At 48.1% G+C, this 15,349-nt stretch carries 13 protein-coding genes and 1 tRNA gene; 11 read left to right on the top strand and 3 right to left on the bottom strand.

Annotated features, from left to right (window positions below; translation table 11 throughout):
* Window positions 1-189: 189 nt before the first annotated feature.
* From ACTU3N_RS20160 to ACTU3N_RS20145, 4 genes are all read left to right on the top strand, one after another.
* The gene (locus ACTU3N_RS20160; protein WP_443087915.1) at window positions 190-891 is read left to right on the top strand and encodes an oligogalacturonate-specific porin KdgM family protein; all 702 of its coding nucleotides are present in this window, start codon (window positions 190-192) and stop codon (window positions 889-891) included.
* Between the two features lie 61 nt (window positions 892-952).
* Window positions 953-2,659, top strand: a complete 1,707-nt coding sequence (locus ACTU3N_RS20155; RefSeq protein ID WP_443087914.1) for a hypothetical protein — start codon at window positions 953-955, stop codon at window positions 2,657-2,659.
* A 909-nt stretch (window positions 2,660-3,568) separates the two neighbouring features.
* Window positions 3,569-3,973 carry an H-NS family histone-like protein gene (locus ACTU3N_RS20150; RefSeq protein WP_443087913.1) on the top strand — a complete coding sequence of 135 codons (405 nt, stop codon included), beginning with the start codon at window positions 3,569-3,571 and terminating at the stop codon, window positions 3,971-3,973.
* 55 nt (window positions 3,974-4,028) lie between these two features.
* Complete coding sequence (locus ACTU3N_RS20145; protein WP_443087912.1) at window positions 4,029-4,814, top strand: phosphotransferase family protein; 786 nt, start codon at window positions 4,029-4,031, stop codon at window positions 4,812-4,814.
* A 409-nt stretch (window positions 4,815-5,223) separates the two neighbouring features.
* Here ACTU3N_RS20145 and ACTU3N_RS20140 read toward each other — a convergent pair whose 3' ends face one another.
* Window positions 5,224-6,630 carry a glycoside hydrolase family 1 protein gene (locus ACTU3N_RS20140; RefSeq protein ID WP_443087911.1) on the bottom strand — a complete coding sequence of 469 codons (1,407 nt, stop codon included), beginning with the start codon at window positions 6,628-6,630 and terminating at the stop codon, window positions 5,224-5,226.
* 1,017 nt (window positions 6,631-7,647) lie between these two features.
* Between ACTU3N_RS20140 and ACTU3N_RS20135 the strand changes: the two genes are divergently transcribed.
* Together ACTU3N_RS20135 and ACTU3N_RS20130 are read left to right on the top strand one after the other, a co-directional pair.
* Window positions 7,648-9,075 (top strand): hypothetical protein, encoded by a 1,428-nt coding sequence (locus tag ACTU3N_RS20135; protein ID WP_443087910.1) that lies wholly within the window; start codon window positions 7,648-7,650, stop codon window positions 9,073-9,075.
* Window positions 9,050-9,814, top strand: a complete 765-nt coding sequence (locus tag ACTU3N_RS20130; RefSeq protein ID WP_443087909.1) for an ankyrin repeat domain-containing protein — start codon at window positions 9,050-9,052, stop codon at window positions 9,812-9,814. Before ACTU3N_RS20135 ends, ACTU3N_RS20130 begins: the two co-directional genes overlap by 26 nt.
* On the opposite strand, the gene ACTU3N_RS20125 is transcribed toward ACTU3N_RS20130, so the two are convergent.
* Together ACTU3N_RS20125 and ACTU3N_RS20120 are read right to left on the bottom strand one after the other, a co-directional pair.
* Window positions 9,795-10,259, bottom strand: coding sequence for a DUF4113 domain-containing protein (locus ACTU3N_RS20125; protein ID WP_443087908.1), 465 nt, complete (start codon window positions 10,257-10,259; stop codon window positions 9,795-9,797). The two genes, ACTU3N_RS20130 and ACTU3N_RS20125, sit on opposite strands and share 20 nt — an antisense overlap.
* A 112-nt stretch (window positions 10,260-10,371) precedes the next feature.
* Window positions 10,372-10,448 (bottom strand) — tRNA-Arg (locus tag ACTU3N_RS20120).
* A 263-nt stretch (window positions 10,449-10,711) separates the two neighbouring features.
* On the opposite strand from ACTU3N_RS20120, the gene folD reads away from it, so the two are divergent.
* The 5 genes from folD to ACTU3N_RS20095 all read left to right on the top strand — a co-directional run bounded on the left by folD (window position 10,712) and on the right by ACTU3N_RS20095 (window position 15,190).
* Window positions 10,712-11,578, top strand: a complete 867-nt coding sequence (gene folD, locus ACTU3N_RS20115; RefSeq protein ID WP_443087907.1) for a bifunctional methylenetetrahydrofolate dehydrogenase/methenyltetrahydrofolate cyclohydrolase FolD — start codon at window positions 10,712-10,714, stop codon at window positions 11,576-11,578.
* Between the two features lies 1 nt (window position 11,579).
* Window positions 11,580-11,792 carry a ribosome-associated protein YbcJ gene (ybcJ, locus tag ACTU3N_RS20110; RefSeq protein ID WP_443087906.1) on the top strand — a complete coding sequence of 71 codons (213 nt, stop codon included), beginning with the start codon at window positions 11,580-11,582 and terminating at the stop codon, window positions 11,790-11,792.
* Between the two features lie 229 nt (window positions 11,793-12,021).
* A complete protein-coding gene (locus ACTU3N_RS20105; RefSeq protein ID WP_443087905.1) occupies window positions 12,022-13,521 on the top strand; it encodes a PTS transporter subunit EIIC in 1,500 nt (499 codons plus the stop codon).
* A gap of 57 nt (window positions 13,522-13,578) precedes the next feature.
* Window positions 13,579-14,595, top strand: a complete 1,017-nt coding sequence (gene malI / locus ACTU3N_RS20100) for a Mal regulon transcriptional regulator MalI (RefSeq protein WP_443087904.1) — start codon at window positions 13,579-13,581, stop codon at window positions 14,593-14,595.
* Between the two features lie 70 nt (window positions 14,596-14,665).
* On the top strand, window positions 14,666-15,190 hold the full coding sequence (locus ACTU3N_RS20095) for a metal-dependent hydrolase (RefSeq protein ID WP_443087903.1): 525 nt from the start codon (window positions 14,666-14,668) through the stop codon (window positions 15,188-15,190).
* Window positions 15,191-15,349 lie beyond the last annotated feature (159 nt).

Genomic DNA, 15,349 nt, shown 5'->3' with positions numbered 1-15,349 from the left:
GCAGTAAAACAGATTCAGAAGTAATTAATACGCCTGCTAATTATGCATATTAAAAGTGAAGAATAGTGAGGTTTATTTGATTTAAAGATTCTCAGGAGCAGAAAGCAGTATTTCACTTTTTATTAAAACTATCTGCAATTTTGCAGAGGACATCTTGTACCTTTTTGAATGAAAATAATAGGGGATATTATGTTACGCACGTTTTTACTGGCTACAATACCGTTTATTAGCTTAGCCACCCAGGCTGTCACCTTTGATTATCGTCACGAAATGAATGACAGTGGCGGAAATAACCATAAAGACCGACTCTTAATGTCTCATCGCTTTGCCAACGGGTTCGGTTTATCGCTGGAAGGCAAATGGAAAGGGTCACAAAATAAAGATCAGGCATATCACGAAACAGTCAGTAACGGCACTGAAGTGGTCGCCAGTTATGTGTATAAAATTAACCCCACGTATCAGCTCGAACCCGGTTTTTCGCTCGATACCAGTTCTTCTTCAAACAATTATCGCCCTTACCTGCGCGGCAAGGTCAACTTCACCAATGATGTGAGTGGTACGCTGCGCTATCGTCCTTATTTTAAACGAAATTCTGGCAACATTGGTAGCGCAAAAGACAGCCACGAAAACGGTTATAATTTAACTGCAGCGTTATCTTTTAAACTTCCGCTTGATTTCCAGTTCGATTATGAGCTGGATTATAAAAAAGCAACGTCAGCAGGTGTTTTAATTGCTGATAACGAGAACTATGACTGGACCCATGATTTTAAATTTACCTATAAATTTGATAAAAACTGGTCGCCCTACTTTGCCATTGGTAATGTCTCCGGCAGTAAATACACTGACGAAAGACAAACCCGCTTCCGCGTTGGCGTAAAATATAATTTCTGATAACGACTGTTGACATAAATAAGGGTTGCGGCTGTAACCCTTATTTTTATAAGGGATCGCAATGAAACTTTCAAAATGCGCTCTGCTGTCAGGGCTGATTGCTATATCTTGCACGGCGGCGGCACAAAATACTCCTCGCCTGAACAGCGTTATAGAATTTGCTGATGTCGTTATTGCCAAAGCAAGTAGTTCTCATGACCCACAGTTACCGCTCTTAGCAAATGGCGTCGATCCGCGTAATGGCAAACAGATGGAATGGATCTTCCCGGACGGGGAAAAGGCCGTGCTGTCCAATTTCTCCGCGCAGCAAAACTTAATGCGTGTGCTAACGGGCCTGAGTAACCTGACGGGAGATGCAAAATATCAGCAATTGGCCGAAGATAACGTCCGTTATTACTTTAAACATTATCAGGATCAAAGCGGGCTATTGTTATGGGGAGGTCATCGCTTTGTGGATCTCAACACACGACAACCGCAAGGACCAAGCGAAAAAGAAAAAGTACACGAACTAAAGAATGCTTACCCCTATTACGATTTGATGTTTGCTGTTGATAAAACAGCTACTGCGCATTTTATACGCGCCTTCTGGAATGCACATGTTTATGACTGGCAAGTACTGGAAACGAGTCGTCACGGTGAATACGGTAAAGAGATGGGAAAATTGTGGGCCAGTCACTTCGAACAGCAGCCCCCCTTTTTTGCCAGCAAAGGGCTGAGTTTTCTCAACGCGGGCAACGACCTTATCTACGCGGCATCAATGCTGTTCCATTATGATAACGATCGGGGAGCGCTAACCTGGGGGAAACGGTTGGCAGAACAATACGTCCTGCCGCGTGATAAAAAAACCGGACTTGGCATTTATCAATTCACACAGGCGCTAAAACGCGCGCAAACAAGTGATGATAGCGATACCCATTCAAAATATGGCGATCGCGCCCAGCGTCAGTTTGGCCCGGAGTTCGGCCCCGACGCGCTGGAAGGTAATATGCTATTGAAAGGTCGTACCAGTACGCTCTATTCAGAAAATGCACTCATGCAATTGGCGCTGGCAAAATCGTTAGGGCAAGAGGGTCGCGATATAAAAAAATGGACGCTGGATGGCCTGAAAGCGTTCGCTCAATACGCTTATGATGAAAAAACGAATACCTTCCGCCCTATGCTCGCTAATGGAACCGATCTTTCTGGTTATGTTTTACCCCGCGATGGCTACTACGGCAAAAAAGGAACCGCGCTGGTTCCTTATCCGGCAGGTAATGAGTTTCTGCTCTCTTATGCGCGGGCCTGGACGCTGGATGCCGATGCGCAGATGTGGAATGTCGCACGCGGTATTGCTCGCGGACAGGGGTTGGGCGATATCGGTGAAACCGGCGGTAAAAATAGCAGGCTGGATTTACAGACCAAAAATAGCGAGCCGTATGCAATTTTTGCCTTAATCGATCTATGGCAAGCTACTGCGAATAAAAGCTATCTTCAACTGGCTGACAAGATAGCGGAAAATATCATCAATACGAAACGACTGAACGGCTTCTTTATTGATGATCAGCAGTATGTTTACGCTAATATTGACCATATCGCCCCTTATGCGCTGTTAGCATTAGAAGCCGCCTGGCGCGGAAAACCAGACGCTGTTGCGCCGTTCCTTAATGGTGCTGGTTTTACCGAAGGTGCTTATCTACAGGCTGATGGTACGGTGCGTTACTCCACCCGTGATGATGAATTATTCAAATTGAAACCCGGCGAACAATTAAAGCCAAACGGTAAAAAGTGAGTTACCTCATCCTCTCATACCCTCAGTGAGAGGATGACGTTCTATTATTACCTCAACGAGATAGTTAACAGGAACCCGCATTACCACCAGAACCAACACTCATCGTGTTGCCTTTATGCCCAAAATTTGATCTCAACCGGAATTAAAGCCGTTCTCTCTCAGGAAGCAGCATGCAATTATTAGCAGAATAAATATTCTGCAGGAAATTTGGACAGCAAAGCAGTACGCAGGGAACAAAGCCTTCAGATGAGGTTTTCCTCAAGCGAAAAACCGGGTAAGCATCGGCATCCCATATTGCGCCTGTCGCACCGAACTGGCATCGTCAGCAATAAATTTTCATATATTCGCGACGTATACCGCATACCTTCGGCTTATACGGTTTCATGTTAAATGACTTGCAACATGATTTCTCGCATCACCTGTTACAAAAGCAACCAGCGGCAGCATGACCGAATATTTTCCGCCCTCCGATGCGACGTTGTTTCCACCATAATGATAAAAGATAAAATGCCCTTTTCTGGCCTTACCGGTGCTTACAAAGCAATGTTGGATGCGGCCTGAAATGTACAACCGGCATTTTTTGTATCCAGTCATTATCGCGAAAGGATATGAACGAATATCTTTGACTTTTATTGCGCAACAAGCCAGCAAGCTCCATAGCACTCCCCTTTTCTGGCAAACGGAGAAAAAAGCGTAGAGGGGTACAAGGTGATGTAAGGATAAATCACGCATGCTTTTTTGGACTTTTTTATTCTTAAATTTTGCTTAACATGCTGCCCTGCAAATCATGGGGTTGCAAACCTGCATCTATATTTACTAAAATATAAATTCTCGTGTTGATCTTTATGACTTTATCACCAAAAATTAAGTCGATACTTTATTTCATTTCCCATGACAAGGAGTGACGCTATGTCAGAAGCACTGAAATCACTTAATAACATTCGCACCCTTAGAGTACAGTCTCGTGAAGTTACGCTGGAAACGCTTGAAGAGATGCTGGAAAAGCTTTCTGTTGTCGTAGAAGAACGTCGTGAAGAAGAAGCTTCTTTACGTAAAGAACAAGAAGAGAAAGAAGCTAAACTTGCTGCTTTCCGCCAGAAATTACTGGATGAAGGTATCGATCCGACCGAGCTTCTTTCTTCACTGAAAGGTCAGACCACAAAATCTAAATCCGTTCGCGCGCCCCGTCCTGCTAAATATAAGTATGTTGACGAAGATGGCAGCGAGAAAACCTGGACAGGCCAGGGCCGCACGCCAAAAGTGATTGCTAAAGCCATTGAAGATGGTAAAAAACTCGAAGATTTTGCAATCTAAGCATCAGGGGCGTAGGCTACCACGCCCCTTTTTTACAATGGCTTAACGTATAACAATGGCTGAAAATTTAGCCAGAATGGGTAATGCAACAGTCCGTCGAATTAACCTGGGCGGGACGCCGGTTATCCACAAGCAGAACGTCAGTATTGTCGAATTGTATTTTTATAAATATGTAGCACAAATCCTGAGCCACAAAGGGCTTGGATTGCCGCTTGTTTATGAATTAAATACGACAACACGTAGCGTATCCTTAGAATATATTCCCTATTCCATCACCCAGAATGAACTTCGTGATAACATCGTATTTTTGCAGATGTTAAGTGTCGTCCATGCACATCCTTTAGCTTCCTCTTCCTGTCTGCACCAGCACCACTGGTCTGATAATGCCAGCGATATCACAAACAGGCACCTGAACCTTTGTTCAGAGGCACGCTCGGTCTTGCGTAAAATAAAAACTGCCAGCGACATCCTTTTTTGCTCTGAAGGAGTGATATCAGGTGACAGTAATGCCGGGAATTGGGGCAGAAGAGCTAACGGAGATATCGTTCTGTTCGACTGGGAACGTTTCGGGCAGGGTTCTCCGGCAATCGATCTGGCACCTTTAATAAAAGGAATGGGCACGCATGCTGATTATTATGCAATAGCAGAACGTTATTGCCGAATAAACAGACAGTACAAAGCAAGGGCGTTAAGCCGGGAAATCGCGATTTGCAAAGCGTGGGTAGTTACTGAAGTGATGATGTTGCTATTTGTGCGTAAAAAGCCCGCATTGTCTCTTTACACACAGTGGTATAAAAAGAATTTTCCGTGCTGGTTATCGCAAATCAGTAAGTTTATTTAGCGTTGCCAACGTGTTCGCAGCAGCGATGTTTTAAACATACACTTAAAATGCAACTCTTCCCCCTTCTGAAAAACTGAACTGATAAACCTTTCTGGCAGGTAATATTTGGCATTCTCATTTCCCCAGGCCCTCACAAACCAGCAGCCAGCAGTAAATGGATATATCCCTATAAGTGTTATCTTATTGCTAAAACCCTGTTTATCCCCTCTCCCATCATGGTTATCAGTAAAAGAAGTGTGAGCTCAGGCGGAATATATCAGTCTGAAATTGATGTAGGAGCATTAACTTATGCAGCACAATTTTTTACTCTATTTGTGCTGAACTTTACCTGTGCTTATATAAATGTTAGCAACAAAAAATAAAGGCACTGCATTTTTCAGCAGCACCTTTCTGTTTTATTATCCACTCATCAGAATGAAGCGTTCAGATTTATCCCATTACTCTGGATAACATCGCGATACCAGAAAAAACTTTTTTTGCGCCGCCGCTCCAGCGAGCCCAGACCTGCATCATCGCGATCTACATAGATAAAACCATAACGTTTTGACATTTGTGCCGTCCCTGCGCTGACCAAATCAATTGGCCCCCAACTGGTATAGCCCAGTAACTCGACTCCGTCGTCAAGCGCCTCCCGCACCTGTTGCAAATGCGCCTGCAAATACTGAATACGATAATTATCTTCTATCGTGCCATCATCCGCTGGCGTATCTTTTGCGCCTAGCCCATTTTCAACAATAAATAACGGTAGCTGGTAACGATCGTACAATTCATTAAGCAGGAAACGTAAACCCTGCGGATCGATTTGCCAGCCCCATTCAGAGCTTTCAAGATGCGGATTGGGTATCATGCTGAGAATATTAGCGCGCTCATCCTGATATAGCTCCGTCTGCGCAGCGGCGCAACCGCTCATGTAATAACTGAATGAGATAAAATCTACCGTCTCTTTCAGGTCGGCATAATCCTGGTCGGTAATATTCAGAACAATATTCTGTTCACGAAAGAAACGAGCGCTCCATGCCGGGTAAGCGCCTCTGGCCTGCACATCGCCAAAGAATAACCAGTCGCGATTGGCGCGTTGCGATGCCAGCACATCTTCGGGTTTGCAGGTAATTGGATAGCGAATTGCTCCCAGAAGCATACTGCCAATTTTCGCCCCGGGAATAATTTCATGGCAGGCTTTTACTGCCCGCGCACTGGCAACCAGCTGATGATGAATGGCCTGGTATATTTCCTGCTGACTTCTTTCACCCGCCAGCCCAACGCCGGTAAATGGTTCGTGAAGTGCCATATTAATTTCATTAAAGGTAAGCCAGTATTTAACCTTGTGACGATAACGGGTAAAAACGGTACGCGCGTAGCGCTCAAAGAGATCGATAACCTGCCGTCCTGCCCAACCATCATAATTTTTCACCAGACCATAAGGCATTTCATAATGCGACAAAGTAATAAGCGGCTGGATGCCATATTTTGTCATTTCATCAAACAGGCGATCGTAAAAGGCCAGCCCCTCTTCATTTGGCACTTTTTCGTCGCCCTGGGGGAAAATACGCGCCCATGCAATCGACGTACGCAACACTTTAAAACCCATTTCGGCAAAGAGTTTTATATCTTGCGGATAACGATGATAAAAATCGATGGCAATGTCTTTAATGTTTGCGTTAGAACTATCCCGTTCTGATGCACTACCATGTATGCCATGCGGCTGAAGATCGGATGTGGATACGCCTTTTCCACCTTCGTTCCATGCTCCTTCTACCTGATTAGCTGCGATCGAACCGCCCCACAGAAATCCTTCCGGAAATGATGTTTGCACCATTAAACTCTCCTTTGTCATAAATAAAAATCAGCATGCGACCACATGCAATGAAGGAATAATTCAGTTCTGAACGCTGAGTCGCGTTAAATAAAAACGTGCCAGGTAAACGGAGCCGGTTTTAGCCCGCGTCGAATTTCACTGGCATTAGCCGTGCTGCTGACCGTTCCTCCCTGCCCGCTTTTCCAGCCGGTGTTTGAAGCAAAAAAAAACCTGATTTCATTGATTCCGCCTTCGGTTTCAATGAAATCAGGTTTCGCTCAGACTGGCTGATTACGCCCTTCAACAATCGCTTATATCGAATTGAAAGACGTCGCACAACCCTGGTAAAAAAGAAGTGTGACTGTAGTCATGTATGCGTAATTTTTCGGCTTTAAAGGAAATTCGTTATTCACCCTGCCGACATTTTTGATTCAGCGTTCTGGGAATATTTTTATGCACTGGAAGTAACAGAAATAAAGAAAGCACGCTCTGGACAAACACAATATCGGTCAGTATCAGAAGAAATGGTACGCCCCACAGGATTCGAACCTGTGACCTACGGCTTAGAAGAACGTATAGCACGAATTAACTTGCTGTAATTACGTAAATTAAACCGCGCTCGCAACCGATTTGTGTCATTTCGTGTATTCATTTTACATCGCAGACCTTTCCGCGCCTTCCATGAATGACACAAATCCGACTCAGAGAACGCAAACCAATGCTATCTGTATTTAAATCAAATTCCTTTATAAATCGTAGTACTTAAGGACGCGCACCAGTTTTTCTCCCTACCCCCTATGCTGCGGCCTTACGGCTGGAGGTTTCACTGAAGGATCATTCCACCGTAAGGTTACATGCGCAATTCGACACTTTTTTGCGCCTTGCCTGTAATTTATGGCATGGCTTTATATAATTATTTGCCGAGCCGGGGAGGAATACGAAGTCACCAGGATAACAACTCTTACGTTGTGTGGTCATTTTTTCAGGAGAACAAATGAATATCAGCAAATGGACTGGCGTGAACAGGGAGCCGGCACCATGACTAACAATATGTCACTGGCCTGGATTTTCGAAGAAAGACTGGCACCGTGGCGATTTTCATTCATCATTCGTCCACAGCTTGCCGCACAAAGGATTAAATCACTTCCGCCATCCTCCGTGATTTCTATGTTAAGTCGGCTCGATAATCTTCGATCCCGTACTGGCGCGAATCCATATCAGACAGGCCGCGATCTGCGTATTGTCGCAGCTCATGAACTTGAACGCGGTACCCTGGTTGCCATCAACGACAGCTGTCGTATGTGGTCACCAATGAGCGAGTTATTTTTTATTAACAGCGAAGGTCGCCTTCAGTCTTTTTCAACTACTGATGTATCAATGATATATCCAGTCAGTAAAATTATTCGCCGATATGAAGAGATGGTGAATGCCTTTGGTAAGCGCCCCCCCGCCACCGTTATGCCGCCTGCGCAGTTAACACGTTACCAACCGGCGATGAGAGGAGAAGATCCCAGTCCGGGGAACAGTCGCCCAGGCAATTGGGATGAGACTACGCGCCCACTCACCAAAGCGGAACGCTGGCAGGAGAGAAAAAATCTTATCGGTAAAGGGCAGCGCAGTATTTATCCCGACGCACAAACAACCGCTAACCGGCTGGCAGAAAATAATGTCGCTGTCGAAAAGGCAAAGCTCGCACAAAATATTTATGGCCGCGCCGGGCAGCCAGTAAATGCTCTGGAATCCTTGCCTGATGTGCCGGAGGGGTGGACTGATATAAGCAATGATGAGAACGCACTGTCATCTTTAGGCTTAAAACGTGAGATGCTATTTGACCAGTCAGCTGAACCCAATTTCTTTAGCCGCGTTTATGCACCAGACAAATCTGTATTCGGGAATGATATGAACCCGACCGTGGTTTTTAGAGGTACGCGACCCGATAAAATGATGGACTGGGGCAACAACCTGGCTCAGGGAGGAGGATTCCACTCAACATATTATGAGAAAGCGGTAAATATTGGCAGTAAGATCGCGCAGACCGGCAACAACGTAGACATAGCGGGTCATTCACTCGGTGGCGGCCTGGCTTCTGCTGCAGGAATAGCCAGTGGCCAACCAACCTGGACATACAATTCAGCCGGGCTGAAGAGCGGTACAGTTGAAAAATATGGCGGGCGTCTTATTGGTGATGGATCTGCAATCTCGGCCTACAGAGTCAGTGGCGAGGTGCTAACCTCAGTCCAGGAAATTAGTTTTGATAACCTGGCCAATGCCAATTTTGACCTGTCAAGCCCAGCCCTCGCGATGAAAGCGGGTGTTTCAAATATGTTCCCTGACGCCATTGGTAAAGCCAAAGAACTCAGCGGGGGTACTGGATGGACGTGGGATAAGCACGCTATGTCACAGGTGATTGACTGCATTGAAGCTCAAAAGGATGAGGATATTGGAATTATTAAAAGCAGGTTATAGCATGAAAAAATTCGCATCCGCGATCCTGATTTGTTTACTCTTTACTCTGTTATCGGCGTGTAATGATATGAAAAAGATAGACCCCGAAAAACATTTTACTGGCGCCCAACTTGCCCTGGCTAAAGCCATTCAGGCAGCAGATCGTGAATCCATTCTCAAACTTGCAAAAAATACTGACCTTAACACGCCGGGAAATGAACAACTGACCCTGCTATTTTTCGCTCTAAATGAGGCTATGTATAACGATAACCCACCAGTAAGGTTAGAAATCGTCACGGATCTGGTACGCGGCGGAGCAGACCCTCAGCAAGCACAGCCGAATATGCCTGGGACTCCTGCTCAAATGATGGCCATGGGAGATAAAGATATATGGTTAAAAGCTATTCTCGACGGTGGGCTTGATCCTAATTCCCGGGATAAATTACTTAATGTCCCCCTCATTTTTTCAGCGTTAGATTCAAAGAATACAGCCACACTGGCACTCTTAATTGAGCGGGGAGCGGATGTAAACAGCCGGGATTACTTAGGTGAAACCCCACTTGTTGATGCATTTTTCCGTGCCGATTTTGATAAGGTTCACTTTCTGCTCGACCACGGAGCCGATCCTAACCCTGTGAATAAGCAAGGACGTTCATTCAGGCAGATGGTGGACAAAAATCTTCAACAAGTTAAGAAAGGTACGGAGTATTACGATAAGGTTATAGAAGTAAGAGAAAAAATTAACAGCATGTCCGATTGATTTGCTGACAGGACCTAATGCATTCTGTTGGGTCCTGAATTAACTGCTCCATTACTTTACGATTAACAGATCCGTGTAACGTGTTGTGTATCCTGGAGAGCATTTCTCTTTTCATCTGCCATTGCTGCTGTATGCCTTGTCCTGCAAAATACAGCGTGCCTCGTCCATCTCTGGCGTTCAGATGATCCAGCACTTCCATCAACGCGCGGCTGTTATGTCGCGGTGCGTTGCCATCAAACAGATTAAGCTGCGCGACGCCCTGGCTGAAAAAGTCCCCGAGCATTACCTCTGCTTTCTGGTAGCGGTGACCATCCTTCCAGGCAGCATCAAGGCAGCGCGTGGCCGCGCCGATGATATCCCGGCTGTCCAGGGGTGGTGTAAACAGTTTTACAGACGCACTGTTGCCGTAATAAGGCTCATTCAGGGCAAACGAAGATGTTTTCAAAAATGCTGAATCGCCACGGAAAATAGACGCTATTTTTGATGAAGATGTCCCAAATATGTCCCAGGAAGAAAAATTCGAAACAGGAGGAATGGTGTAACTCTTTGATAATTAATGGTACGCCCTACAGGATTCGAACCTGTGACCTACGGCTTAGAAGGCCGTTGCTCTATCCAGCTGAGCTAAGGGCGCATTATGCGGATGTTCCACAGCGAGGTGGAATCGGCTGGAATTATACGGTCAGCACCAGGTGAGTCAATCAATTTTCCGCCGGATGCTTGCTTAGTGAACGACAGCGCACATTAACTCACCAACTCATCTATTTTTAGCATCAAATCTACTGATTCATTCAACACAATGGTTAAAACCACAAACGATAACTGACAGCGTGCCGCGCTTCTGACAAAATAGTCCTGTCCCCCTTAGTTGATATGACAGACGGAATCCTCTCTCTGATGGCAGCAAAAATTATTGATGGTAAAACGATTGCGCAGCAGGTTCGCTCTGAAGTTGCAGACAAAGTGCGTGCCCGCCTGGCGGCGGGAAAACGTGCGCCAGGGCTTGCCGTTGTGCTGGTCGGAAGCAACCCGGCATCGCAAATTTATGTCGGCAGCAAGCGCAAAGCATGCGAAGAAGTGGGATTCCTCTCCCGTTCTTACGATCTTCCGGAAACCACCAGCGAAGCAGAACTGCTGGAACTTATCGACAAACTGAATGCGGATGCCACCATTGACGGCATTCTGGTGCAGCTTCCTCTGCCTGCCGGTATCGACAATGTAAAAGTGCTGGAACGTATCGCCCCGGATAAAGACGTTGACGGTTTCCATCCGTACAACGTTGGTCGCCTGTGTCAGCGCGCACCGCGCCTGCGCCCTTGCACACCGCGCGGTATTGTGACCTTACTGGAACGCTACAACATCGATACGTATGGCCTGAACGCGGTGGTGATCGGCGCATCCAATATCGTGGGACGCCCGATGAGCATGGAGCTACTGCTCGCTGGCTGTACCACCACCGTCACGCATCGTTTTACCAAAAATCTGCGCCACCACGTTGAAAACGCCGACCTGCTGATTGTGGCCGTCGGTAAACCCGGCTTTATTCCGGGCGAGTGGATCAAAGAAGGTGCGATCGTTATTGATGTCGGTATTAACCGTCTGGAAAACGGCAAAGTCGTGGGCGACGTGATTTTTGATGAAGCCGCCGCTCGTGCCTCGTGGATAACCCCTGTTCCGGGTGGCGTAGGCCCGATGACGGTTGCGACCCTTATCCAGAACACGCTCCAGGCGTGCGAAGAATATCATGATGTAGAAGGCGTATAAGATGGCAACATTTTCTCTTGGAAAACACCCGCACGTAGAGCTGTGCGATCTGCTGAAACTGGAAGGCTGGAGCGAAAGCGGCGCGCAGGCAAAAATCTTTATCGCAGACGGGCAAGTGACTGTCGATGGTGCGGTAGAAACGCGCAAGCGCTGCAAAATCGTCGCCGGTCAAACCGTCAGTTTTGCCGGGCAAAGCGTGACCGTCACTGCCTGAAACTGCTCTTCCTGCCGGGGATCTTTCCCCGGCACTTTCCTTACATAAACCCTTTCAAAAAGTACGGAAGATTTCCGATCCACATCAAATAATAACAATCTCCTCTGACGAAACGTCAAAATTCAGTTGCAGCGATTTGTGCCTTCTTTCACGATAAGTAGAACGTTCTACTAAAACGTTCTACTTACAATAACAGTGCGTAAAAAGCACAACATCGGGGGAAGTCAGCATGAGTCTGATATCAGGGTTTGTTAAATCGCTGTCGAAGTTATCCATGATTGGCCGGGCCTTAATGCTGCCAATCTCCTTACTGCCTGCCGCAGGCTTATTACTGGCTTTCGGCGACAAGTTCCACCTGCCGCTGATGATGAACGCGGGCGGCGTTATTTTTGATAACCTGCCGATGCTTTTCGCTATCGGCTCCGCCGTCGGACTGGCATCCGAATCAGGCATTGCTGCGCTGTCTGCCGCCGTGTCGGTATTTGTCACCAATATCACTATCAGTACCGTACTCAGTATCACGCCGGAGATGGCATCGCAGGGCGGGAAATATGCGATGGTGGTTGGCATCCCGACGCTGCAAATGGGCGTCTTCGGCGGCCTTATCTGCGGTATCCTGGCAGCCTGGTGCTATAACCGTTTTCACACCCTGCAACTGCCCGAATTTCTCGGGTTCTTCTCTGGTAAGCGCTTTGTGGCTATCGCCAGCGCGTTTTTATCTTTTATCCTCGGCCTGCTTTTGCCCTACGTCTGGCAGCATATTCAGGCAGGTATCGATGCGCTTTCTATCATCGTCAACGGCGACAATCAGGCAGCCTCGACCTTTATCTTCGGCGTGGTGGAGCGTGCGCTGATCCCGCTGGGCCTGCACCATATCTGGTATCCCTCTTTCTGGTATTCGTTTGGCGACTACACCACCCAGGCCGGCCAGGTTATCCACGGCGATCAAACCATCTGGTTCAAAATGCTGGAAGATGGCGTGAAATCGTTTAGTAGCGACACCTATCATAACGCTGGCAAATTTATGCAGGGCGAGTTCCCGCTGATGCTGTTTGCGCTGCCTGCCGCTTGCCTGGCGATGTACCACGAAGCACACACGAAGAATAAGAAAATTGCCTCCGGGATCCTTTTCTCCGCAGCGCTGACCTGTTTTCTGACGGGCATCACCGAGCCGGTAGAGTTCACCTTTATCTTTGTGGCGCCGATTTTATATATTTTTAACGCGATCATGGCTGGTCTGGCCTATATGACCATGTACCTGCTGCACGCGCATATCGCAAAATCGTTCTCCGCCGGGCTGATTGACTACATCTCTTTTGGTATCCTGCCGTCGTTTAATGGTTACCAGACGAACTTCCTCAATGCCGCTATCGTCGGCGTGCCGATGGCGCTGATTTACTACTTTACCTTCCGTTTTGTCATCCGCCGCTTTGATGTCAAAACGCCGGGTCGCACTGATGTCACGGCAACCGCAAACGATAAGACAGACAGCGAAATCGCCAGCGAAATTATCGGCTTGCTCGGCGGCAGGCAGAATATTGACTCGGTCGGCTCCTGTATCACTCGCCTGCGCCTGGAAGTCGCCAAAAGCGATCTGGTCGATAAAGAGGGGCTAAACAGCGTGGGTGCGCGAGGCGTGGTATTTGTTGGCGACACGGGCATCCAGGTTATTTTTGGCGCCAGGGCACAATTTATCGCGCAAACCATGTCCACCCTGCTCGGCAAATAATACTATTGCTGGCGCGCTTATTACCCGCGCGCCAGCACGCAATTTCAGGGAGAGAATTTGAAGAGAGTCAGCATTATTGATGTCGCTAAACAGGCGGGCGTATCCGTGTCGACGGTCTCGCTGGTACTGCGCCAGAAAGGGAAAATTTCTGCGGCGACCATCGCGAAAGTTCACGCTGCCATCGACGCGCTCGGCTATGTGCATAACGTTGCGGCGGCCAACCTGCGCGCCAGTACCTCAAACCTTATCGGCCTTATCCTGCGCGATTTCAGCGACAGCTTCTCAATCAAAGTGATGGCGAGCATCGTGCAGGAGCTGGAAAAGCAAGGCTATATGGTGTTTCTCGGCCAGCCGCTTAACGAGGGCGAGCATCTTGAGCGCTGCCTGTTGTCGTTCAAACAACAAGGTGTTGCGGGCGTCATTTATCTGGCCTGCGATCCGCGCCACCCGCATTTGCCCGCGCAAATCCGCGAGTGTCCTCTCCCGTTAGTGGTGGTCTCCCAGTCGCTACTGGAAGAGAACTGTTGCCTGGTGATGCGGGATAATCGCCAGGCGGCGAACCTCGCCACGCGCTATTTAATTGAACGAGGCCACCGTAATATTGCTTATATCGGCGGTCGGGAGGACGATCTGATTCGCCAGCAACGGCTGCTGGGTTTTCACAGCGCGATGGCACAATATGGCCTGGCGCTACGGGCAGAATCAACGCCAGCATGTAGCGATGATACCCAGGCCGCCAGCCTGGCGACCCGGCAATTACTGGAAAAAAACAACACAATCACCGCGCTGCTTTGCCATTCACCGGATGCGATGATTGGTTCGATTTCCGGCATTCATCATACCGGGCGCACGGTGGGCAAAGATGTGTTCCTGACTCAGCAGGTTGCGCTTATCGGCTTTGAAGATATGCTGCATGTGAACCTCACCTCGCCCTCTTTTACGTATGTCTCCTCCGCCAGCGAAGAGACCGGCCGCCAGGCCGCTGCGCTTATGCTGCGTAAACTAAAAGAGCCTGAGCTACAAACGCAGCGCATTACGCTCTCCGGGCAATTGATAGCGCGCGAATCGGCATAATTCAGACTTCCCCTTGCAGTGCAACCCTCTGTTTCGCTATAACATTGCTCATTTACCACGGGTAATTATTATGCCAACAATTATCACTCACGCCGCCGTCCCGCTGTGTCTCGGCTTAGGTCTTGGCCGCAAAGCCGTTCCGGCGCGCCTGCTTTTCGCCGGTATTGCGCTGTCGATGCTGCCGGATGCCGACGTGCTGGCGTTTAAATTCGGCGTCGCTTACGGCAATATTTTCGGTCACCGGGGCTTTACCCACTCGCTGCTGTTTGCTTTTGTGGTACCGCTGCTGGTGGCCTGGATGGGGCGAAGGTGGTTCAAAGCCAGCCTGATGCGCTGCTGGGCGTTTCTCACCGTCTCGCTCCTGTCGCACAGTTTGCTCGACTCGGTCACCACCGGCGGCAAAGGCGTGGGCTGGCTATGGCCCTGGTCGGATGAGCGTTTCTTCGCTCCCTGGCAGGTAATAAAAGTCGCGCCCTTTGCGTTGTCGCGTTACACCACGCCTTACGGCCATCAGGTGATTATCTCCGAGCTGCTGTGGGTGTGGTTGCCTGGCGCAATTATGATGCTGTTGCTGTGGAAACTGCGCCGCCGCTAGCGCACAGCAGGCAACAAAAAAGCGGCCGCAGCCTAATGCCGATCGTTTAAGGATCGGTTGACCGATCCGGTGGCTGGTGTAAAAAGGGTTTCATGTTCATCATGGAACCCTTTTTAAATGGAACTTTCCCAGGCCCTCGGCATTATTAATCTCACCGCA

This window comes from Vagococcus sp. WN89Y, from assembly GCF_052220145.1.
Classification (GTDB): domain Bacteria; phylum Pseudomonadota; class Gammaproteobacteria; order Enterobacterales; family Enterobacteriaceae; genus Kosakonia.
This window is presented reverse-complemented; position numbering and strand designations above follow the sequence as displayed.